Below are 20,615 nucleotides of genomic sequence, written 5' to 3'. Positions count from 1 at the left end.
TTTTTTTGCTAAAATAATATTATAAAACAGATCGGGCGGTTAGCTCAGATGGGAGAGCGCCAGAATCGCACTCTGGAGGTCGGGGGTTCAACTCCCCTACCGTCCATCAAGAATTATCAAGGCTTTGTGAAAGTCCTCTCTTTAGACTTTCGTAAAATTGTTATACTGTAGTTTTTCCAGAGTTTCACTCCTCAATGTAAATCTTTACTACTTCTATTCACGGTTTCAGTTTAAAATCTTACAGACGATTTTGAGGATGCTGTTTTCTCCATTTAGATGGGCTCTCACTGAGTCCATCCTTCCCCCAAATCCCTCTTTTTTCCTCTCTTGCCAGTCTTTGTGCTTGCAGAAACCATTCAGCATATTTAACATTTGGTGGCACTGTATAAACCATAGCATATCCATCTCTTACCATCATATAGTTGAGCATTCTTCCGTTTTTGTCCCATAGATAGGCAAGAATTCTTCCGTATCTATCTCTACGCTGAATATCAAGCTCAAGTTGAACCTGCCAGTCACTTTCTTTAATGAGTTTTCTTAGATGATTTTTAGCTCTTCTTCCCCATGGTTCCTGAGCAAGCTCTGGTGCATCTATTCCAGTAAGACGGACTCTCTCAGTTTTAACCATAATTCCAAAAAAACTACCTGTAACGATGGTGACAGTATCTCCATCGTTGATTTCTGTAACCTTATAGTAATCAGCCTCTTTTTTTGCACAGGCAGTGGTAAAAATAAAAAATACAAGAAACAGAAGAATCCCGAAGCCTATAAAATTTTTAGTATAATAATATTGCATAATTTAATTTTAGCATGAAAAACATTGTTCTCATAGGATTCATGGGCACAGGGAAAACCTCAGTTGGGAAGATTCTATCAGAAAAGCTTGGCTTTAAGTTCATTGATGTTGATGAAGTGATTGAAAAAACTACAGGGATGAAAATAAGTGAAATCTTTTCAAGATTTGGAGAGTCCCGTTTCAGAGATATTGAATCAGAAGTTATAAATCTTATAACTAAAAGGGACTCACAGGTTATTGCCACTGGAGGAGGAGTTGTATTAAGAGATGAAAATATGAAAAAACTTAGGGGAAATGGTGTAATTTTTTGCCTTAAAGCTTCAGAAAATGTTATTTTTGAAAGAGTGAAACATTGCAAAGACAGACCTTTACTGCAGGTTGAAAATCCTGAGGAAAGGATAAAGGAACTTTTTAACAGAAGAAAGCCTCTTTACGAAAAAGCAGATTTTTGCATTGACACCGAAGGATTAACTCCTGAGCAGGTGGCAGAAAAAATAATTGAGAGGTTGAGAGATGGAAAAACTTAGAGTTGAACTGGGTGAACGAAGTTATGAAATTCTTATTGACAGAGGAAATCTCTCTCTTATTGGAGAAAGATTGCTCAGATTTTCTATAGGAAAGAAAGTAGCTCTAATTAGCAATCCAAAGATTTTTGAGCTTTATGGCGAAAAAGTAATATCATCTCTAAAAAATGAAGGATTTGACGCTTATGTAGTTTTAATCCCCGATGGAGAGCTTTATAAAGACTATTTCTGGGCATATCATATTCTTACTCAGCTTCTTGAAGCTGGATTTGACAGACGCTCCTCACTTATTGCCCTGGGAGGAGGTGTGATCGGAGACATTACAGGCTTTGTTGCCTCCATTTACATGAGAGGCATACCTTACATTCAGATACCAACAACTTTGCTTGCCCAGGTTGATAGTTCAGTTGGCGGGAAAACAGCTGTTAATCATTCCCTTGGCAAAAACATGATTGGTAGTTTCTGGCAACCTTCCTTAGTATGGATTGATGTTGATACTCTTGATACTTTACCTGAAAGAGAGTTTATTTCAGGTTTGTCTGAGGTAATAAAGTACGGGATTATATGGGACAGTGCGTTTTTTGAATTTCTTGAGACGAATAGAGAAAAAATTCTAAGAAAAGAAAAAGAAATACTGATCCAGATAATAAAAAGAGCCTGTGAGATCAAGGCAGAGGTTGTTTCAAAGGATGAAAGAGAAAGCTCTCTCAGAGCTATACTAAATTATGGTCATACCATTGGGCATGCTCTTGAAACTTTAACAGGTTACAGAAGTTATCTTCACGGAGAGGCAATATCAATTGGAATGGTCTATGAGGCAAAGCTGAGTGGAATGCTTGGTTTTCTTGACAGGGGGACTCTGGAAAGAATAAAAAATATTTTGAAAAATTTTGGATTACCCATAAATCTTCCCCTTAATGTAGATTCCTCAGCCATGATAAAAACCATTTTGCTTGATAAAAAGAATATTGAAGGGAAGCTGAGAATGGTTATTCCAGAGGCAATAGGCAAAATGAAAATAAATTTTGAAATATCAGAGGAAGATTTAAAAAAGGTTTTAAATGAATGAAAAAATTTTAATTGTTGAGGACGAAAAAGAGATTGCTGATTTAATAGCTTACACTCTTAAAAAGGAAAATTTTGAAGTAACAGTGGCTCTTGATGGCGAGATAGCTTTAAAGAAATTGAGAGAGAATTTCTTTGACCTCGTAGTTTTAGACCTCATGCTACCTAAGATTCAAGGACTTGAGATATGCAAAGTTATAAGAAATAATCCAAAGATGCAGAAAACAGGAATAATAATTGTAACTGCAAAAGGTGAAGAGTTTGATAAAGTTACGGGACTGGAGGCAGGAGCAGACGACTACATTACAAAGCCTTTCAGTCCAAAAGAGCTTCTGGCAAGGATAAAAGCAGTTTTAAGAAGAACAATCCGAGCAAATTCTGAGCAGGGAATTATAAAAATAAAAGAAATGGTAATAGATAAGGAAAAATATCTGGTAACAGTAAAAGGTCAACCAAAAAGACTTTCAGCAACTGAGTTTAAACTTCTTTTATACCTTGCAGAAAGACCAAATAAAATTTTCAACAGAGACCACCTTCTTGATGCAGTATGGGGACAGGATATTTATGTGGATTCAAGAACAGTGGATGTTCACATAAGAAGACTTCGTTTAAAAATTGAAGACGATCCTGACAATCCAGAATATATAAAAACACTTCGTGGTATCGGCTATTACATAGAGGCTTAATGGTATCGGAACTTTTAATATTTCTGATTTTTCTTTTAATTCTTATAATTTTGATAATGGCAGGCAGAATAAAAACGCTTTCTCAAAGAATACAGACTCTGCGGTCTGAGAAAAATCTTTATGAATTACCTCAAATCAAATCACCTCAAAGCTTTGAAACAGTTTTGAAATCAATAACAGAAGGACTTCTTATAATTGATCCCAGAGGTTATATAATGCTTGCAAATCAAAGCCTTAGAGATATTTTAAAGATAGACGAACCTCCGGAAGGAAAACCTGTAATTGAGGTTATTAGAAACATAGATTTAATAAATCTTATAAGCTCAGCAATGAGTGAAAAACAGGATTTGACCGAAGAAATTACAGTTAAAAAAGGAGGAAAAGACATATATCTTCTTGCCAAAGCAATGCCTGTGATTGATTCAGGTAGTGTATCTTTTTTAATAATTCTTCTTCATGATATAAGCAGACTTAAACAACTTGAAAATATAAGAAGAGATTTTGTTGCAAATGTTTCTCATGAATTTAAAACTCCTGTTACTGCTATAAAAGGCTATGCAGAAGCTCTTCTTGATGGAGCCATTGATGACAGAGAGAATGCAAAAAAATTTATTCAGATCATAAAAAATCAGGCAGACAGACTTGATGCACTTGTGGAAGACCTGTTGACTCTTTCAAGAATTGAATCAGGAGATATAAAAATTGAAAAGCAAAAGATACTGCTTGAGAGTCTGGTAGACTCAGTTTTTGAGATTTTTAAAGACAGGGCAGAAAAAAAGGGACTTATCTTAGAAAAAGAAATTCCTTCAGAAACATTTATTTACGCTGATAAAAACAGATTCACTCAGATAATGGTAAACCTCATAGACAATGCCATAAAATTTACTGAAAAAGGCTTAGTAAAAGTGAGATTTTTTAAAGAAAATGATAAAGAAATTCTTTCAGTGGAAGATACAGGAATTGGAATTCCAAAGGATTATCTTCATAGAATTGGAGAAAGATTTTATAGAGTTGACAGAGCTCGTTCAAGACAGCTTGGAGGAACAGGATTGGGGTTGGCTATAGTTAAACACCTTGTTTTAGCTCATGGATGGCAGTTTAAAATTGACAGTGAGGTGGATAAAGGAACAGAAGTAAAAATTATCATTCATAAAAAATTTTAAAAATCTCTTGACAAATTATAAAAAAATATATAGACTTTTATACAGAAAAAAATTTTTTTGGGGGGCATGTATGGAGAGAGAAACAATCTATGAAGGATTGGTTCGTAAAGGGGTTTCAAGAAGAGACTTCCTTAAGTTTTGTGCTTCTACTGCAGCAGTATTAGGACTTTCCTCTTCTTTTGTTCCAAAGATAGCTGAAGCAATGGAGAAAAAACAAAAACCTGTTGTTGTCTGGCTTGAATATCAGGATTGTGCAGGTTGTTCTGAAAGTATTCTAAGAGCAAGCAAACCAACAATTGGTCAGATTGTTCTTGATGTTGTATCTCTTGAGTATCATGAGACAATTATGGCTGCAGCAGGACATCAGGCAGAAAAATCTCTGCATGATGCAATCAAGAATTACAAGGGTAAGTATTTAGTGGTAGTTGAAGGTGCAATTCCATTGAAGGATGGTGGAGTTTACTGCACAATTGGTGGGAAATCAGCAGTTGATCTCATTAAAGAAATATGTAAAGATGCTATGGCAGTGATTGCCGTTGGAAACTGTGCATGCTTTGGTGGAGTACCAGCAGCAAAGCCAAATCCAACAGGTGCTGTAGGAGTAATGGATATAATTAAGGACAAACCAGTCATTAATCTGCCAGGATGTCCACTTAATGTGGAAAACTTTACTGCAACGGTGGTTTACTTCCTCACTTTTGGAAAACTTCCAGCAGTTGACAAACTCAAAAGACCTCTTTTTGCATACGGAAAACTCATTCACGATAACTGTGAAAGAAGAGGACACTTTGATGCAAGTGAGTATGTAAAAGCATGGGGAGACAAAGGTCACAGACAGGGCTGGTGCTTATTCCAGATGGGTTGTAAAGGTCCATTCACAAATCACAACTGCCCTACGATTAGATGGAATGAGGGTGTTAGCTGGCCGGTGATGGCAGGGCATCCTTGCATCGGTTGTTCAGAGCCAAAGTTCTGGGATAATAATCTGTATGCAGAAGCAGAGAAAAATAGTTTCTATGCTAAAGCAGTTGGTCTTGCTGCAATGGCTGGTATAGCAAATAAAGTAAAAACAGAATAAATTATAAAGGGGGCATGTATGGCAAGGTTAGTCATTGATCCTGTAACAAGGATTGAGGGGCATTTAAGAGTAGAAGCCACCGTGAATGGTGGAAAGGTAAAAGATGCCTGGTCTTCCTGCACAATGTGGCGTGGTATGGAAATTGTCCTCAGAGGGAAAGATCCAAGAGATGCATGGGCATACGCACAGAGAGCATGCGGTGTTTGTACCACTGTTCATGCAATTGCATCAGTAAGAGCAGTTGAAGATGCAATTGGAGCAAAGATTCCAGATAATGCGAGAATCTTAAGAAACATTATAATGGCAAATCAGAATGTTCAGGACCACATTATTCATTTCTATCATCTTCATGCACTTGACTGGGTTGATGTTGTTTCAGCATTAAAGGCAGATCCTGTTAAAACATCAGAGCTTGCAAAGAGCATATCTTCATGGCCCAAGAATTCTGCCACATACTTCAAGGCAGTTCAGGATAAAGTCAAGGCTTTTGTAGAGTCAGGGCAGCTTGGAATATTCAGCAATGCCTACTGGGGACATCCAGCATATAAACTTCCACCAGAAGCAAACTTAATGGCAGTTGCCCACTATCTTGAGGCACTGGATGTTCAGAGAGAGATAATCAAGATTCAGGCACTTCTTGGTGCAAAGAATCCTCATCCACAGACATTTGTTGTTGGTGGACAGTCAACACCAGTTGACCCGGAAAGCCAGAATGCACTTAATGCCGACAGTATTGCATTTATGCTCAAGTATGCTGATATGGCTCTTGAGTTTGTTGAGAAGGTCTATATACCTGATCTTCTTGCAGTTGCTTCATTTTATAAAGAATGGGCTGGAATTGGTGGATTTAATAACTTCCTTGCTTGTGGAGACTGGCCTGATGCAAATGGCAAGATGTATCTGCCAGGTGGAGTTATTAAGAACAAGAATTTGGCAAAGATAGAACCATTAGACCACAAAAAATTCAAAGAGTATATTACACATTCATGGTATAAATACTCAAAAGGTGATGTAGGACTTCATCCATGGGAAGGTGAGACAACACCCAACTATACTGGACCAAAACCTCCTTATGAATATCTAAATGTTGAAGGAAAATACAGCTGGGGTAAAGCAATCAGATACGAAGACCTTCCAATGGAAGTAGGTCCTCTTGCAAGAATGCTTGTTGCCTATGGACTAGGGCATAAGGATGTAAAGGAAGTTGTTGACATGGTTCTTAAGAAACTCGGAGTAGGACCTGAGGCATTGTTCTCCACACTTGGAAGAACCGCTGCAAGAGGAATTGAGACTTTGCTCATGGCAAGAAAGACAAAGGATTATATCCTTGAGCTTGCCCAGAATATGAAAAAAGCAGATACAAAGATAGCTGACACCGACAAGTGGGATCCGAAAACATGGCCCAAAGAGTGTAAAGGAGTAGGATTACACGATGCACCTCGTGGATGTCTTGCTCACTTTGTTGTTATAAAAGATGGAAAGATTGCAAACTATCAGATGGTTGTTCCATCAACATGGAATCTTTCACCAAGAGACCATAAAGGGCAGCGTGGTCCTGTTGAAGAAGCACTTGTTGGCACACCTGTTGCCGATTCCAAACTTCCTCTTGAACTTTTGAGAACCATACATTCTTATGATCCATGTATGGCATGCGGAATGCACATGATTGAGGTGAGAGAAGAATAGAGTAATAAACTCAGAACAAAAAATAAAAAGCCCTCCCCGCGGGGAGGGCTTTTTATTGGAGGAGAGATGGAAATTGGTATAATCGGAATAGGCAATATTCTCTTAAGGGATGAAGGAGTTGGTCCAAAAGTCATTGAAATACTTAGGAAAAATTATAAGTTTGAACCCGAGATTGAAATAATTGATGGTGGGACACTGGGGCTTGAACTTCTTCCATACATTGAAAAGTATAAAAAAGTTCTTTTGATAGACATAGTTGATTTTCATAAAGAACCAGGATATATAGGCATTTTAAAAGGACAAGAGATCCCTCCGTATTTAAAAACGAAGCTTTCTCTTCATCATGTGGGAGTGCAGGATCTCCTTGAGATTGCGAGGCTTATGGGTATAATGCCAGAGGAGCTCGTTCTGGTTGGTATTCAGCCTGAGGTTATAGATGTTGGACTTGACCTTTCAGAGACAATAGCTGGTAAAATAGGTGAGTTAGTAGGTGTAGTTTTAGAGATTTTAAAAAACTGGGGGGTAAGATGTGTCTTGCAGTGCCATCAAGAATAGTAGAGATTGAAGGCTTCACGGCAACTGTTGATGTAATGGGACTGAGGAAACAGGTCAGTTTAATGTTGCTTCCTGAAGAGCCAAAAATTGGTGATTATGTTCTTGTCCATGCAGGTTTTGCAATAAATAAGATGGAGCCAGCAGAGGCAGAAGAGGCATTGAAAATTTTTGAAAAAATATTCAAAGAAATGGAGGAACAGGAAAAAGCTTGGCAGACAGAAGCTTAGATTTTTCAGGATTAAAATGTCCCATCCCTGTTCTTAAACTAAGTGCTGTTTATCCAGAATTCAAAAAGGGCGAAGTTATAGAAGTAATAGGAGACTGCCCTACCTTTGAAAAAGACATAAAAGCCTGGTGCCAGAAGCTTGGCAAAACAATCCTTAACATAGAAAAATTCGGAAATAAACTAAAGGTTACGATAAGGATTTAGTAATGGAACAGTATCCCTGTCCTTATGGTGGATATCTTAAGTGCAATAATCCCTTATGCGAATATAGACATAGTTTAAGTGAGGTCCTTCATCTTTGTTCTGATGTTCTATTAAAGATTGCCGAGGGAGATACTTCTTATAAAATAGACCTTCAGTGTGAAAGATATGCAGTTCAAAGACTTATCAATTCCATAAACAAAGTTTCAGAAGAACTCTCTGCAATGATAGAGCTTACTCATGAGCTTGCAATTGGAATCTGTGAGCATTTTGATGTATTAAGAAGCATTCATGAAGGAGACTTTACAGCAACTGCATCTGAAGACTCTCCTGTGGAAATCGTAAGAATGCTCGGTCAGTTGATTAATAAACAAAAAGAAACATTCATGAAATTTATCAGTGACATTAAAAAACAAGATGAAGAAATTCTTCATCTTTATGAACAACAAAAGACAATTATATCATCCGTAGGAGTTGCAATTATAGTTGTTGAAGAAGATATGACCATTGAATTCACCAATGAAGAATTTGAGGCTTTAACGGGATATAAAAAAGAAGAGATTGAAGGTAAAATGAAGTGGACAGAGTTTTTTGCTGAGGAGATGCTTGAAAAAATGATAGAGTATTACAAATTAAGAAGAATCTCTCCATCCCTTGCTCCAAGGCAGTATGAATCAAAACTGAAGGACAGAAACGGAAAAGTTAGAGATGTCCTTTTAAGTGTAGCAATGATTCCCTATACGAAAAAATCAGTCGCCTCAATAATAGACATCTCAGAGAGAAAAAAGATACAGGAACAGATAATTCATTCCCAAAAAATGGAATCCTTAGGTGTTCTTTCAGGAAGGGTTGCCCATGAGTTTAACAACATTCTTACTGGAATAATAGGATTTGCAGGGCTTCTTCATACAAAAATAGAAGAGCCAGCTCTTAAAAACTTTGTTGAAAAAATCCTTGATGCTGGAGAAAGAGCAAGAGATCTGGCAAAGAAACTACTCACATTCAGCAGAAAAGAGGAAGTTGGAGAAGTTCAGAAAATCAGTTTAAATAAGTATCTTAAAGAGTTTTCAGATTTTGTAAGACCAATTATCGGGAAAGATATTGAGTTAAAACTCCATTTTCCTGAGGAAGAAATTTTTTATAAAATAGATAAAACTCATCTTGAAGTAATTCTTATGAATCTCGTTACAAATGCCCGTGATGCAATGCCAGAAGGAGGAAAGCTTTCAATAGGGCTTAAAGAAATCTATATAGATGCTGAGTATTCTTACACTCATCCTCTTGTAAAGCCAGGGGATTATGTTCTTCTGTGTGTTTCTGATACAGGAAAAGGAATGGATGAAGAGACAAAGCAAAAAATATTTGAACCCTTTTTTACAACAAAACCAAAAGGTAAAGGAACAGGTTTAGGACTTGCTACTGTTTTCGGACTTGTAAGGCAGTATGATGGACACATTCATGTTTATAGTGAGCCAAGCAAAGGAACAACATTTAAGATATATTTACCGGCAAAAGACAGGAAAACAAAACATTCCATAGATCCTGAAGTTTTGAAGGGCAAAGAAACAATTCTCGTTGTTGATGATGACGAGCAGACGAGAGGATTTGTCTCATCCTTTCTTAAAGAATACGGTTATACTGTTTATGAAGCTAAAAATGGAGATGAAGCTTTAGAGCTTTATGAAAAACACAAGGATGAGATTGCCCTTTGTCTTATTGACCTTGTTATGCCAGGAATTCCTGGAATTGAAGTTATGAGACATATTAAGAGAATAAAACCAGAGGCAAAGGTTATCATAATGAGCGGTCATCCAGTGCAACTTAAAGATGTTATCTCTGTAGAAAAAACCGTATCTCCTGAGGAGATTTTATTTAAAATAAGAAACACAATTGATGAGAAGGAGTAGATCGTATGGTAAGAAATGACAGATGGATAAAACAGATGGCTCGCAAAGGAATGATTGAGCCCTTTGAGGAAGGACTTGTCAGAGAAGGAGTTATTTCTTTTGGTGTAAGTTCCTATGGCTATGACATGAGAGTTGCCGATGAGTTTAAGATATTTACTAATATAAACACCACCGTCGTTGATCCAAAAAACTTTGACCCGAAAAGCTTTGTTGAATTTAAAGGTCCTGTGTGCATAATTCCACCAAACTCCTTTGCCCTTGCCCGTTCTGTGGAGTATTTCAGAATTCCAAGAGATGTGCTTGTAATATGCATTGGGAAATCAACTTATGCAAGATGCGGAATAATTGTAAATGTAACGCCTCTTGAGCCCTGTTATGACAGGGAAACAGAGATTTTAACAAAAGAAGGCTGGAAAAGGTTTGAAGAGTTAAGGGGAGATGAAGAAGTTGCCACTTTAAATAAAGAAGGTGTGCTTGAGTATCAAAAGATTGAAAAAATGCAGAAGTTTAGATTTAAAGGACAGATGATTCAGATTAAAGGAAGAAGTATTGACCTTTTAGTAACCCCAGCGCATTTAATGTATGTTAGAAATAAATACAGAGAGCATTTTGAGTTTATTCCTGCAGAAAAGATTTATGGAAAGCATAACTATGAACTCAAAAGAGACTGCATATGGAATGCACCAGATGTGGAGTATTTTGAACTGCCTTCCATAATGCTGGATGATATTGAAAAAAGAGGAGTTGAAATAAGAAATACCATTCTCAGTCGTCTTGATGGTGAGTATGTGGAGACAGAAGAGCTTTATGAAGCCTGTGAAGTTACTGTTTCTGAAAGAACATTCTTATATCATCTGGAAAAACTTCATGAACAGGGTTTTATTGAAAAGAAAAAGAATAGGAAAATTATAAATGGTCACAGTGTAGGTATTAATTTATGGAAAAAAATAAAATATGAATCAATCCCTGATTATTTACCTCCATTAAGGATAAAAATGGATGACTGGCTTAGATTTTTTGGATTATGGCTTGCTGAAGGAAGTGCCTATAAAGGAAAAAATGGCAATTATCTTGTTAAAATAGCGTGTTTTGGCAGTAAAAAAGAGATTGTTAAAAAGTGGCTTGAAGTACTACCTTTTAATTTTATTGAGACAGAAACAGGCTTTCAGTGTAACAGTAAACAGCTTGCCAAATATCTTATGCAGTTTGGTAAAGCATCTGATAAATTTGTTCCGAAAATTATTAAGGAATTAAGCAGCAGGCAGATAAGAGTTTTCCTTTCAGCTTTCATGTTTGGCGATGGTAATATGCAGACAGAGACATTTACAACATCATCAAAGAGACTGGCAGATGACTTACAGGAGCTCATTTTAAAAGCAGGCTGGGCATCAATTATAAGAAGAATTCCAAAAGAAAATCATAAAGAGAAAGTCTTAAAAAACCACATTGTTAAAAGCAATCACGATATATACAAAATAAGAATTTCAAAGAAACATCTAACACCTAAAATTTACAAAAATTCATTCAGTAAAGTTCCATATGATGATTATGTGTATGATGTTACTGTTCCAAATCATACACTTTATGTTAGGAGAAACGGTAAAGCATGCTGGTCAAGTAACTGCTGGGAAGGTTACTTAACAATAGAGATATCAAATACAACGCCTCTGCCTGCAAAGATTTATGCCAATGAAGGAATTGCCCAGCTCATTTTCTTAAAGGCTGAGGAAGAATGCGAGGTCTCCTATGCTGACAGAAAAGGAAAGTATCAGGCTCAACAGGGCATAGTGCTGCCAAAGATATGATTGACCCGGGTCGCATCATAGTTGCCCTTGATTTTTCAAAAAAAGAAGATGCTTTAAAGATTGTTGATGAACTCGAAGGGCTTATTAATTTTTACAAAGTAGGACTTGAGCTTTTTCTGAGCGAAGGAGCTCAGATTTTAAAAATTCTCAAAAATAAAGGAAAGAAAGTTTTCCTTGATCTCAAATTTCACGACATTCCCAACACTGTTTACAAAGCTGTAAAATCTGTGCTTCAATATGAGATTGACATGTTTACAGTTCATGCCTCAGGCGGTATTGAAATGATGCAAAGAGCTGTCATGGCTGTAAAAGAATATTCTTACAGAGAAAATATACCACCACCTAAGATTTTAGGGGTTACTGTTTTAACAAGTCTGAACGACGAAGAATTAACTCAGGTGTTTTCTTCCCCAGTTGCCCGGGAAGTTCTTGCTAAAAATTTAGCTTTAAAGGCAAAACAGGCAGAACTGGATGGAGTTGTATCTGCAGTTTCTTCAGTAAAAACCATTAAAGAGCTGTGCGGAAAGGATTTCACTGTTGTAACTCCAGGAATAAGGCTGAAAGATGCTAATTTTCACGATCAAAAAATAGTTGCCACACCTTATGAAGCCTTTTGTGAGGGTGCAGACTACATAGTTATTGGAAGAGCCATTACTGAGACATCACCAAGGAGGGCAATTATTACAATGATAAATCCGCAGTGATGAATCTCTTTGTTTGTTCTAATAGAGAAAAATTTATAAAAAAATTGTCTGATTTTCTTAAAGAAGAAGTGAAAAATCTTTTCGTTTCTCCCATTGATGATGAAACTATTGATAGAATTTATAAAAGCCAGCCTGATATAATTATTCTTGATTTTTGCCTGAGGACATGCTGGAAGTTATTGAAAAAAATTGTTCAAGCACCCTCTCTAAGAGAGATTCCATTGATTCTGATATTAAGGAGAAAAGATGAAAAAACCATTGAAAAACTCTGTAACTATGAGATTTTTGACTATGTCATAGAGCCTTTTTTGAAATGTGAAATCTTAATGAAGATAAATAAAGCCAGTGAAATTGTTGAGTTTAAGAAAGATTTTAATAGCCTTCTAACAAAAGACCCTTTAACAGGAGCCTATCAAAGAGGCTTTTTATTAGAAAAGATGCATGAGGAGATTCAGTGGTGCAATCTTTATAAAGAACCTTTAACTCTGGCAATGTTTGACATAGACTTCTTCAAAAAAGTTAATGATACCTACGGGCATCAAACAGGTGATAAAGTTTTAATTGAGTTGATACATCTTGCTCACAATAGCATGCCTGAAAGGGCACTGATTGGAAGATATGGAGGTGAAGAGTTTTGTATTCTTCTGCCAGGCACAGATGAAAATACAGCAAGAGAAATTCTTGAGAGTTTCAGAGAAAAAGTTGAAAAAAATGATTTTTATACATTCAAAGGCGAAAGAATTAAAAACACCATAAGCATAGGATTTACCACATACTATGGAGAAGAGGGATATTCAATTGATGAAATAATCCAGAAAGCGGATATAGCTCTTTACAAAGCAAAGCAGTCAGGAAGAAATAGAGTAATTTTTGAAGCAATTGATGTAGAATAAAAAAAAGGAGGGCAAATGAAAGTAGAGAGAATTTCAGTGGATCCTCAAATTTGCAGTGGAAAGCCCTGCATAAAAGGAACAAGAATTCCTGTTCATATAATTCTTGAACTCTTGGCTTCAGGAGAAAGTTTTGAAGATATAAAAAAAGCCTATCCTAACATTACAGATGAAGATATTAAGGCATGTTTGAGTTATGCTGCGACTCTTGCTGATGAAGAAGCTGGTGTGTTTATATGAGATTTCTTGCTGATGAGAACTTATTTGAACCGATTATTGAATACTTGAGAGAACAAGGACATGATGTATTGAGTATACGCGGTAGATTATCAGGGATAAAAGATGATGAAGTGTATAAAATAGCCTGTCAGCAGAATCGCATAATTATTACAATGGATAAAGATTTTTCAAAAATTTTCAGATATCATCCTAATAAGTTAGAATAAAAGAAAAAAAGGAGGTTGATGTATGAAGGGATTAGCCCTGGTCTTGGCAGCATTAATGCTTTTTACAGTGGCATGCGGGCAGCTTCAGCAACAACACTATGAAGGAGCAGGTGCAGGTGCAGTGGTTGGTGGGATAGCAGGAGCACTCCTTGACAAAAAAAATCCATGGCGTGGTGGAGTTATCGGTGCGGGATTGGGAGCTGTATTTGGTGCAACTATTGCTGATATTTCAACAAGAGGTTCAAGAGAAGCCTATCAGAGTGGAAGACCTGTTGAATACAGGACTGAAGATGGAAGAGGCTACTACAGAGCAGAACCAGCAAGCGATTACTACTATAAGGACCCTTATACAAAATGCAGAAAAGTATCAGAAAAAGTCTGGGAAAATGGAAAACTTGTGAAAGATACTGTAAAAGAGGTATGTGAGTCTGAAAAGCAGGAAAGAAGCTATTAAAAATAGAGAAATAAAGCTATACCAGATTCCTGAGGAAGAAAAAAGAAAAATATCTAACATTATAAAATCAGAGCTTGAAGAGGAAGACCGTATTGCGTTTGCCTATTTATTTGGCTCTTTCATTGAGAATGCTTACTTTAGAGATATTGATATAGCTGTTTTTGTTGAAAATTTTAAAGAAAGCGACTGGTATTACTACGAGATTACTTTACTTGATAAAGTAGAAAAAAAGTAAACTATCCTGTTGACTGCAAAGTTTTAAATGATGCATATGTTCTTTTTGCTTATAATGTAGTAAGAGGCAGGCTTATAACTTTAAAGAATGAAGAACTATGGGAAGATTTTTTAATCTATACTCTTAAAGCCTATGCTGATTTTTATCCTTACTGGATGAGACATATAAAGGAGGTCTTAGCCTCAGGTGTTTAATCCTGAGATAGATTTTAAAGAAACTATAACTAAACTACTGGAGGCTGAAACTGAAAGTCATGAAAGAAAAACTCATTAAACTTATTTATGAAAAGGCATTTAAATACTCTGAAACACCTGTATTCAAGCTTACCTCTGGAAGGCTAAGTAATTATTATTTTAACTGCAAAGCAGTAACATTTTCTCCAGAAGGAATGTATTTGATAGGCAACATTATTTATGACATGATTGCCAGCCTTAATGTAAAAGGCATCGGAGGGCTTACTCTCGGTGCTGATCCAATTGCCAGTGCTGTAGCCTATACATCCTATCTAAGAGGTAATCCAGTAGAAGCATTCGTCGTAAGAAAAAAAGCAAAGGAACATGGCACAATGCAGTGGATTGAAGGAAATATTAAGGAAGGTGATAGTGTGGTAGTTGTGGATGATGTTATTACAACAGGTAGCTCAACAATCCAGGCAATAACCCGGCTTAAGGAGGCAGGAATTTTTGTAAAAAAGGTTGTGGTTCTTGTTGACAGGCAGGAAGGCGGAAGGGAAAATATATTAAAATTTCTTGAAGAATGCGGATTTCCTGCGCAGCTTGAAGCAGTTGTATTAAGGGATGATGTAATGCAGTTTAGAAAGTGAAAAAGCAGATCAGATTTCAATGCATGATTAATTGCTCCTCTGTCTGTTGTGGAGGAGCAACAATTCTTACATTGAAAGAGTCTGGCAGACTTTACAGATTTTTCCCGATTACAGTCGGATTCAGAAAAATACATCCTTTTAATTCGTCTCATAAAACTTATATAGAAGAGTTTGCCATTAAATACAAAAACTCTTACATAATTGGAGATTTTATAGCTGGAAACCGTTTTAAAAAAAGATGTAAAATGTTGAGAGATTCTTTATGTTCCCTACATGGAAAAGAGAAACCTCTTCAATGCAATGTTATTCCGTTTTCAGTTACTTTTCCAGAAGACTTACAAGATCTTGTAATAACAGAAAGAAAAAAAGGTGCTTTTCGGGCATGTAAGGGATTTCATGATGATGCTCCTTTGATATGGGACGGTGAGTTTACAGATAAAGAGCTTAAAGAGAATTTTTATAAACTTCAGCAGAATCTTATTTTTCAAAAAAATATCATGGAAAGGATTTTTTTAGAGTTTGAGAATAATCCTTTTTTTAGAAAATTCATGATGAATGAAAACAGCCTCTTTGAAGTTCCTGTTATTCCTGAGTTTATTGATGAAATATGCAGTATTGCTTCAATTGATAAATCTGAATTTATAAAGGCGCAAAGAAGTTTGTTTATTAAGGAGCTTACAGTTGGAGGCATTAAAAATTCTTTATTTATTGATGCTTTGAATGTTATAGAAGAGATAAGAATTTGACATAAAAAGAAAAATCTTATTATTATTAAAAATATTCCATCCTTCTCGGGGAGGTTATTGTGGCAGGTCATTCCAAATGGGCACAAATCAAACATAAAAAAGCTCAGGTTGATGCCAGAAAAGGGAAAATTTTTACAAAGCTTGTAAAAGAAATATCAGTAGCAGCTCGTCTTGGCGGTGGAGACCCTGAAAAAAATCCCAGGCTGAGAGTAGCCATTGAGAAGGCAAGAGAAGTAAACATGCCCTCTGACAACATAAAAAGAGCAATAATGAAAGGCACTGGAGAGCTTGCTGGAACAGCATATGAGGAGGTTGTCTATGAAGGCTATGGTCCGGGAGGAGTTGCCCTTCTAATTGAAGCAATGACAGACAATAAAAACAGAACTGTTTCTGAAATAAGGCATATTCTTTCAAAGCATGGTGGAAGTCTTGGTGAGTCAGGATGTGTTTCATGGATTTTTGAGAAAAAAGGATATATTCTTGTTGATAAAAAATCTGTAGATGAAGATACTCTTCTTTCAGTTGCACTGGATGCAGGCGTAGAAGATGTAAAGAATGATCCAAAAGAGGAAAATTATGAAATAATTGTTTCACCAGAAAATTTAAAAAATGTGAAGGAGGTTCTTCAGAAGGCTGGTATAAATGTTTCTCTGGCAGAGGTTACGATGTTGCCTAAAAACTATGTTTCCGTAGAAGGAGAAGATGCAGAAAAAATGTTGAAACTGATGGATGCCTTAGAGGATCATGACGATGTTCAGAATGTATATGCAAACTTTGATATACCAGATGAGGCTATGAGTAAGGCAGAAGCATAGCATGGAACCATCTATTAGGCTTACTTTTAAGAGAAAATTTATTGCAGGTCTAATAGTAACAATTCCTGTAGCAATAAGCATCTTTATCCTTATTCAACTTTTTAAAATCATAGATGGTCTTTTGGGTCCTATATATGACTATATTTTTGGCAAGCACATCGCTGGATTGGGATTTATAACAGCGCTACTGCTTGTATTTATAGTAGGAGTTATATCAACCAATGTTTTTGGGAAAAAGCTTTTAGACCAGATTGAAAAACTGCTCTTTCTTAAAATTCCCATTTTTAAAAGCCTTTATTCTTCACTGAAACAGCTAATTGATGCTTTTTCACCTGAAAATAAAACATCCTTTCAGAAGTTTGTAATTGTTGAGTATCCAAGAAAGGACAGTTTCGTGTTCGGATTTCAGACAAAGGAGTGTTTATTAAAAGAAAATAATATGGAAAAAAGACTTATTGCAGTTTATATACCAACGAATAATCTCTATCTTGGAGAAGTTGTGCTTTTTGAACCTGAAAGTGTAATTCATACAAATATTCCAGTGCAGGAAGGAATAAAGATAATTCTTTCAGGTGGAATAGCAGCACCACAGATAATAAGAGGTGATAAATAGTGGATGTGATAATTTTGGCAGCAGGAATGGGCACAAGAATGAAATCCACGCTGCCAAAAGTGCTTCACAGAATTTTTGATAAACCAATTATAGACTATGTTGTAGAGTGTGCTCAGAGTTTAAGTCCTGCCAGTATATTTGTTGTTGTCAATCCATCTTTAACTGAAGTTATAGAATATCTGAGTACGAGAAATGTAAAAATTGTTTTTCAGAACGAGCCGAAGGGAACAGCTAATGCTGTGGAAGTTGCTCTGCCTCGTATAAAAAGTGAAAAAATCCTTATTCTTAATGGTGATACACCCTTGATAAAAAAGGACACACTACTTAATTTTTTAGAGGTGTTTGATGAGAAATCTCTGGATATGGCAATTCTCTCTTTTTATCCAAGCAGAAAGCATTCATATGGAAGAATTTTAAGAAACTCTAAGGGTGAGGTTGAAAAAATATTGGAAATCACTGATTACTCTGGCTCTGAATCAGATGAGGCTAACAGCGGAGTTTATCTGGTAAAAAAAGAAGTCCTCAAGCTCGTTAAAGAGATTAAGGAAAACCCTCGTAAGGGAGAGTTTTACTTAACAGACCTTGTAGAAATAGCCATAGCTAAAGGATATAAAGTGGATGCCTATGCAATGGCAGAAGAAGATGAACTAATCGGAATAAACAATCGGGAAGAGCTTTCCCTTGCCATAAAGTATTTAAGAGACAGAGTTGTTAAAGAGTGGGTGAATGAAGGGGTTACATTTTATGATCCGGACTCAGTCTGGATTGGTCCTTCAGTGAAAATTGGGCAGGATACAATAGTTTATCCAAATGTTTTTCTTGAAGGAAATACCTCAATCGGTCGAAACTGTGTTATTTATCAGGGAGTAAGAATCCGTGACAGCATAATTGAAGACAGGGTTGAGGTGAGGGACTACACAGTTATTGAAGGCTCTCATATAAAATCAGGTTCAAAAATTGGTCCTTTTGCCCATATAAGACCTGAGAGCTTTATTGGTAAGGAGTGCAGAATCGGCAATTTTGTAGAAGTTAAGAAATCAGTAATTGGAGATAGAACGAAGGCTGCTCATCTAAGTTATCTCGGAGATGCTGAAATAGGTAAGAATGTAAACATAGGTGCAGGCACGATTACATGCAATTATGACGGAAAGAAAAAGCACAAGACAAAAATAGAAGATGAAGTTTTCATAGGAAGTGACACTCAGCTTGTGGCACCTGTAAAAGTTGGAAAAGGTGCATACATAGGTGCAGGCTCTACAATTACAAAAGATGTTCCAGAGGATGCTCTTGCCATATCAAGAACACCTCAAAAACACATTGAAGGCTGGGCAAAGAAAAAGAAGGGGAGACAATAATGTGTGGCATTATCGGCTACGTAGGAAGTAAAAATGCCATTGAAGTAGTGCTTGATGGATTAAAGAGGCTTGAATACAGGGGATATGATTCAGCAGGAATAGCCTGTTTGACTGATGGTAGAATTAAAACTGTCAAATGCAAAGGAAAGATTAATGATCTGGAACAACTTATTAAAACTCAGAATCCTCAACTTTTGAGTTCACAACCCTTTCTGGCAATAGGACATACGAGATGGGCAACTCATGGTAAACCATCAAGTTTAAATGCACATCCCCACTGTTCTGGTGGAATTGCTATTGTTCATAATGGTATTATTGAAAACTATGCTGCCCTGAAAGATGAATTAACACGGGAAGGCTATAAATTCATTTCTGAGACTGATACAGAAGTAATTGCACATCTCATAAATAAATATAGAGCCAATTTTAATCTTGAGGAAGCAGTAAGACAGGCAGTTAAATTGCTCAAAGGCTCCTATGCTCTTGTAGTAATTGATGAGAAAGAGCCTGATAAAATCATTGGCGTAAGAATGGAAAGCCCTCTTGTTGCTGGAATTATGGATAATGAAAAGTTCATTGCTTCTGATGTACCAGCATTTCTAAATCACTGTAACAGAGTAATCTTTCTTGATGATGGTGAGATGATTGTGCTCAAAAAGGACGATTTTAAAGTGTTTGACATAAATGGTAAAGAGAAAAGCAAAAAAATACAGACCGTTACATGGACAGCCTCAATGGCTGAAAAAGGTGGATACAAGCATTTCATGCTTAAGGAAATACATGAACAACCGAGAGCCATTGCAGATACAATAAGGGGAAGAGTTTTACCTGATGCTTCAAAGGTGGTGTACAAAGAGCTTGGAATAAGCTTTGAAGATCTTGCTCTTACACAAAGAATATATCTCGTTGCCTGTGGTACCTCCTACCATGCCTGTCTTATTGGTAAATACATGATTGAAAATATGGCAGAAACACCTGTAGAAGTAGATATTGCCTCTGAATTCAGATACAGAAATGTTCCCTTTGAGGAAGGCTCTCTATTTATAGCAATAACCCAGTCTGGAGAAACAGCGGATACTCTTGCAGCTCTAAGATTTGCTAAAAAATCAAGAGTAAAAACTCTTGCCATATGCAATGTTGTAGGAAGCACAGCATCAAGGGAAGCAGATGGTGTTTTTTATACCCATTCAGGACCTGAGATAGGGGTTGCCTCAACAAAGGCTTTTACCTGTCAGATTGTAGCCCTGTATCTTCTTACTCTTGCTATGGCAAAGGCAAAGAGAATATTTACAGCGGATCTCTACTCAGGTTTTTTGAGACATCTTATCATGCTTCCGCGGATGGCTGAAGAGGCTTTAAAGCTTGAAGATAAGATAATGGAGCTTGCAAAGGAAGTTTACAGAAAGCAAAATTTTCTTTATCTTGGTAGAGGACCGCTCTATCCTGTTGCCCTTGAAGGAGCGCTTAAACTCAAGGAAATATCCTATATTCATGCAGAAGGATATCCTGCTGGAGAGATGAAACACGGACCCATTGCTTTAGTAGAGGAAGGATTTCCTGTAGTTTTCATTGTTTCCGACGATCTTTATTTTGACAAGACCCTGTCAAACATGCAGGAAATAAAGGCAAGAGACGGCTTTATAATAACCATTTCAGACAGTAAAGATGAAAAACTCAAAAAGTTGTCTGATAGATTTATTTATGTTGAGGGAATAAACACCTATCTCAATACAGTGCTTTTCACTATTCCTCTTCAGTTGCTTGCTTATCATGTGGCGGTTTTAAGAGGATGTGATGTGGATCAACCGAGAAATCTTGCAAAAAGTGTTACCGTTGAATAGT

23 protein-coding genes, 1 tRNA gene and 3 pseudogenes are annotated in these 20,615 nt (G+C 36.6%); 26 read left to right on the top strand and 1 reads right to left on the bottom strand.

Going from position 1 to position 20,615, the window contains the following annotated elements; translation table 11 throughout:
* Positions 1–33: 33 nt before the first annotated feature.
* Positions 34–106 (top strand) — tRNA-Ala (locus V4D30_RS07535).
* Between the two features lie 132 nt (positions 107–238).
* Here V4D30_RS07535 and V4D30_RS07530 read toward each other — a convergent pair.
* Positions 239–796: a thermonuclease family protein gene (locus tag V4D30_RS07530; protein ID WP_353683710.1), complete on the bottom strand. Its 558-nt coding sequence runs from the start codon at positions 794–796 to the stop codon at positions 239–241.
* 14 nt (positions 797–810) lie between these two features.
* Between V4D30_RS07530 and V4D30_RS07525 the strand changes: the two genes are divergently transcribed.
* The 25 genes and pseudogenes from V4D30_RS07525 (at position 811) to glmS (ending at position 20,614) form a co-directional block, all read left to right on the top strand.
* Positions 811–1,323 (top strand): shikimate kinase, encoded by a 513-nt coding sequence (locus tag V4D30_RS07525; protein WP_353683709.1) that lies wholly within the window; start codon positions 811–813, stop codon positions 1,321–1,323.
* Positions 1,310–2,389 (top strand): 3-dehydroquinate synthase, encoded by a 1,080-nt coding sequence (aroB, locus tag V4D30_RS07520; RefSeq protein WP_353683708.1) that lies wholly within the window; start codon positions 1,310–1,312, stop codon positions 2,387–2,389. The genes V4D30_RS07525 and aroB overlap by 14 nt, the downstream gene beginning before the upstream one ends.
* A complete protein-coding gene (locus V4D30_RS07515) occupies positions 2,382–3,071 on the top strand; it encodes a response regulator transcription factor (protein ID WP_353683707.1) in 690 nt (229 codons plus the stop codon). Before aroB ends, V4D30_RS07515 begins: the two co-directional genes overlap by 8 nt.
* Entirely contained in the window at positions 3,071–4,234 is a 1,164-nt protein-coding gene (locus tag V4D30_RS07510) for an ATP-binding protein (RefSeq protein WP_353683706.1), read from the top strand. The genes V4D30_RS07515 and V4D30_RS07510 overlap by 1 nt, the downstream gene beginning before the upstream one ends.
* Before the next feature lie 70 nt (positions 4,235–4,304).
* The gene (locus V4D30_RS07505) at positions 4,305–5,312 is read left to right on the top strand and encodes a hydrogenase small subunit (protein WP_353683705.1); all 1,008 of its coding nucleotides are present in this window, start codon (positions 4,305–4,307) and stop codon (positions 5,310–5,312) included.
* 18 nt (positions 5,313–5,330) lie between these two features.
* Entirely contained in the window at positions 5,331–6,998 is a 1,668-nt protein-coding gene (locus tag V4D30_RS07500) for a nickel-dependent hydrogenase large subunit (RefSeq protein ID WP_353683704.1), read from the top strand.
* A 66-nt stretch (positions 6,999–7,064) separates the two neighbouring features.
* Positions 7,065–7,553, top strand: a complete 489-nt coding sequence (locus tag V4D30_RS07495; RefSeq protein WP_353683703.1) for a HyaD/HybD family hydrogenase maturation endopeptidase — start codon at positions 7,065–7,067, stop codon at positions 7,551–7,553.
* Positions 7,526–7,780 (top strand): HypC/HybG/HupF family hydrogenase formation chaperone, encoded by a 255-nt coding sequence (locus tag V4D30_RS07490; RefSeq protein ID WP_353683702.1) that lies wholly within the window; start codon positions 7,526–7,528, stop codon positions 7,778–7,780. Before V4D30_RS07495 ends, V4D30_RS07490 begins: the two co-directional genes overlap by 28 nt.
* Positions 7,762–7,983, top strand: a complete 222-nt coding sequence (locus V4D30_RS07485; RefSeq protein ID WP_353683701.1) for a sulfurtransferase TusA family protein — start codon at positions 7,762–7,764, stop codon at positions 7,981–7,983. The genes V4D30_RS07490 and V4D30_RS07485 overlap by 19 nt, the downstream gene beginning before the upstream one ends.
* Positions 7,984–7,985: 2 nt before the next feature.
* Positions 7,986–9,887 carry an ATP-binding protein gene (locus tag V4D30_RS07480; protein WP_353683700.1) on the top strand — a complete coding sequence of 634 codons (1,902 nt, stop codon included), beginning with the start codon at positions 7,986–7,988 and terminating at the stop codon, positions 9,885–9,887.
* 5 nt (positions 9,888–9,892) lie between these two features.
* Positions 9,893–10,267, top strand: a pseudogene (locus V4D30_RS07475) (dCTP deaminase); the annotation flags it as partial.
* Between the two features lie 117 nt (positions 10,268–10,384).
* A pseudogene (locus V4D30_RS07470) lies at positions 10,385–11,320 on the top strand (LAGLIDADG family homing endonuclease); the annotation flags it as partial.
* Positions 11,321–11,512: 192 nt separating this feature from the next.
* Positions 11,513–11,692, top strand: a pseudogene (locus V4D30_RS07465) (dCTP deaminase); the annotation flags it as partial.
* Positions 11,689–12,396 carry an orotidine-5'-phosphate decarboxylase gene (gene pyrF / locus V4D30_RS07460; RefSeq protein ID WP_353683699.1) on the top strand — a complete coding sequence of 236 codons (708 nt, stop codon included), beginning with the start codon at positions 11,689–11,691 and terminating at the stop codon, positions 12,394–12,396. The pseudogene V4D30_RS07465 and the gene pyrF, both read left to right, overlap by 4 nt.
* Positions 12,396–13,289, top strand: coding sequence for a diguanylate cyclase (locus V4D30_RS07455; protein WP_353683698.1), 894 nt, complete (start codon positions 12,396–12,398; stop codon positions 13,287–13,289). The genes pyrF and V4D30_RS07455 overlap by 1 nt, the downstream gene beginning before the upstream one ends.
* A 15-nt stretch (positions 13,290–13,304) precedes the next feature.
* Positions 13,305–13,526, top strand: a complete 222-nt coding sequence (locus tag V4D30_RS07450) for a DUF433 domain-containing protein (RefSeq protein ID WP_353683697.1) — start codon at positions 13,305–13,307, stop codon at positions 13,524–13,526.
* Complete coding sequence (locus V4D30_RS07445; protein ID WP_353683696.1) at positions 13,523–13,732, top strand: DUF5615 family PIN-like protein; 210 nt, start codon at positions 13,523–13,525, stop codon at positions 13,730–13,732. The genes V4D30_RS07450 and V4D30_RS07445 overlap by 4 nt, the downstream gene beginning before the upstream one ends.
* A gap of 22 nt (positions 13,733–13,754) precedes the next feature.
* Positions 13,755–14,186 carry a glycine zipper 2TM domain-containing protein gene (locus V4D30_RS07440; RefSeq protein ID WP_353683695.1) on the top strand — a complete coding sequence of 144 codons (432 nt, stop codon included), beginning with the start codon at positions 13,755–13,757 and terminating at the stop codon, positions 14,184–14,186.
* The gene (locus V4D30_RS07435) at positions 14,155–14,421 is read left to right on the top strand and encodes a nucleotidyltransferase domain-containing protein (RefSeq protein ID WP_353683694.1); all 267 of its coding nucleotides are present in this window, start codon (positions 14,155–14,157) and stop codon (positions 14,419–14,421) included. The genes V4D30_RS07440 and V4D30_RS07435 overlap by 32 nt, the downstream gene beginning before the upstream one ends.
* A 253-nt stretch (positions 14,422–14,674) precedes the next feature.
* Positions 14,675–15,244: an orotate phosphoribosyltransferase gene (pyrE, locus tag V4D30_RS07430; RefSeq protein ID WP_353683693.1), complete on the top strand. Its 570-nt coding sequence runs from the start codon at positions 14,675–14,677 to the stop codon at positions 15,242–15,244.
* Positions 15,241–15,990, top strand: a complete 750-nt coding sequence (locus V4D30_RS07425) for a hypothetical protein (protein ID WP_353683692.1) — start codon at positions 15,241–15,243, stop codon at positions 15,988–15,990. The genes pyrE and V4D30_RS07425 overlap by 4 nt, the downstream gene beginning before the upstream one ends.
* A 59-nt stretch (positions 15,991–16,049) precedes the next feature.
* On the top strand, positions 16,050–16,805 hold the full coding sequence (locus V4D30_RS07420) for a YebC/PmpR family DNA-binding transcriptional regulator (RefSeq protein WP_353683691.1): 756 nt from the start codon (positions 16,050–16,052) through the stop codon (positions 16,803–16,805).
* Between the two features lies 1 nt (position 16,806).
* A complete protein-coding gene (locus V4D30_RS07415) occupies positions 16,807–17,418 on the top strand; it encodes a DUF502 domain-containing protein (protein WP_353683690.1) in 612 nt (203 codons plus the stop codon).
* The gene (gene glmU / locus V4D30_RS07410; RefSeq protein WP_353683689.1) at positions 17,418–18,773 is read left to right on the top strand and encodes a bifunctional UDP-N-acetylglucosamine diphosphorylase/glucosamine-1-phosphate N-acetyltransferase GlmU; all 1,356 of its coding nucleotides are present in this window, start codon (positions 17,418–17,420) and stop codon (positions 18,771–18,773) included. The genes V4D30_RS07415 and glmU overlap by 1 nt, the downstream gene beginning before the upstream one ends.
* Positions 18,773–20,614 (top strand): glutamine--fructose-6-phosphate transaminase (isomerizing), encoded by a 1,842-nt coding sequence (gene glmS, locus V4D30_RS07405; RefSeq protein ID WP_353683688.1) that lies wholly within the window; start codon positions 18,773–18,775, stop codon positions 20,612–20,614. Before glmU ends, glmS begins: the two co-directional genes overlap by 1 nt.
* Position 20,615 lies beyond the last annotated feature (1 nt).

This window comes from Thermodesulfovibrio sp. 3907-1M (assembly GCF_040450955.1).
GTDB classification, from domain to species: Bacteria; Nitrospirota; Thermodesulfovibrionia; order Thermodesulfovibrionales; family Thermodesulfovibrionaceae; genus Thermodesulfovibrio; species Thermodesulfovibrio autotrophicus.
This window is presented reverse-complemented; position numbering and strand designations above follow the sequence as displayed.

What these genes read in the sequence shown, in the direction of transcription:
- V4D30_RS07515 (WP_353683707.1), top strand. Translation starts at nt 2,382, where the DNA reads ATGAATGAAAAAATTTTAATTGTTGAGGACGAAAAAGAGATTGCTGAT.
- V4D30_RS07500 (WP_353683704.1), top strand. Translation starts at nt 5,331, where the DNA reads ATGGCAAGGTTAGTCATTGATCCTGTAACAAGGATTGAGGGGCATTTA.
- pyrE (WP_353683693.1), top strand. Translation starts at nt 14,675, where the DNA reads ATGAAAGAAAAACTCATTAAACTTATTTATGAAAAGGCATTTAAATAC.
- V4D30_RS07445 (WP_353683696.1), top strand. Translation starts at nt 13,523, where the DNA reads ATGAGATTTCTTGCTGATGAGAACTTATTTGAACCGATTATTGAATAC.
- V4D30_RS07450 (WP_353683697.1), top strand. Translation starts at nt 13,305, where the DNA reads ATGAAAGTAGAGAGAATTTCAGTGGATCCTCAAATTTGCAGTGGAAAG.
- V4D30_RS07440 (WP_353683695.1), top strand. Translation starts at nt 13,755, where the DNA reads ATGAAGGGATTAGCCCTGGTCTTGGCAGCATTAATGCTTTTTACAGTG.
- V4D30_RS07495 (WP_353683703.1), top strand. Translation starts at nt 7,065, where the DNA reads ATGGAAATTGGTATAATCGGAATAGGCAATATTCTCTTAAGGGATGAA.
- V4D30_RS07505 (WP_353683705.1), top strand. Translation starts at nt 4,305, where the DNA reads ATGGAGAGAGAAACAATCTATGAAGGATTGGTTCGTAAAGGGGTTTCA.
- aroB (WP_353683708.1), top strand. Translation starts at nt 1,310, where the DNA reads ATGGAAAAACTTAGAGTTGAACTGGGTGAACGAAGTTATGAAATTCTT.
- V4D30_RS07510 (WP_353683706.1), top strand. Translation starts at nt 3,071, where the DNA reads ATGGTATCGGAACTTTTAATATTTCTGATTTTTCTTTTAATTCTTATA.
- V4D30_RS07525 (WP_353683709.1), top strand. Translation starts at nt 811, where the DNA reads ATGAAAAACATTGTTCTCATAGGATTCATGGGCACAGGGAAAACCTCA.
- V4D30_RS07480 (WP_353683700.1), top strand. Translation starts at nt 7,986, where the DNA reads ATGGAACAGTATCCCTGTCCTTATGGTGGATATCTTAAGTGCAATAAT.
- pyrF (WP_353683699.1), top strand. Translation starts at nt 11,689, where the DNA reads ATGATTGACCCGGGTCGCATCATAGTTGCCCTTGATTTTTCAAAAAAA.
- V4D30_RS07415 (WP_353683690.1), top strand. Translation starts at nt 16,807, where the DNA reads ATGGAACCATCTATTAGGCTTACTTTTAAGAGAAAATTTATTGCAGGT.
- V4D30_RS07490 (WP_353683702.1), top strand. Translation starts at nt 7,526, where the DNA reads ATGTGTCTTGCAGTGCCATCAAGAATAGTAGAGATTGAAGGCTTCACG.
- V4D30_RS07530 (WP_353683710.1), bottom strand. Translation starts at nt 796, where the DNA reads ATGCAATATTATTATACTAAAAATTTTATAGGCTTCGGGATTCTTCTG.
- glmS (WP_353683688.1), top strand. Translation starts at nt 18,773, where the DNA reads ATGTGTGGCATTATCGGCTACGTAGGAAGTAAAAATGCCATTGAAGTA.
- V4D30_RS07455 (WP_353683698.1), top strand. Translation starts at nt 12,396, where the DNA reads ATGAATCTCTTTGTTTGTTCTAATAGAGAAAAATTTATAAAAAAATTG.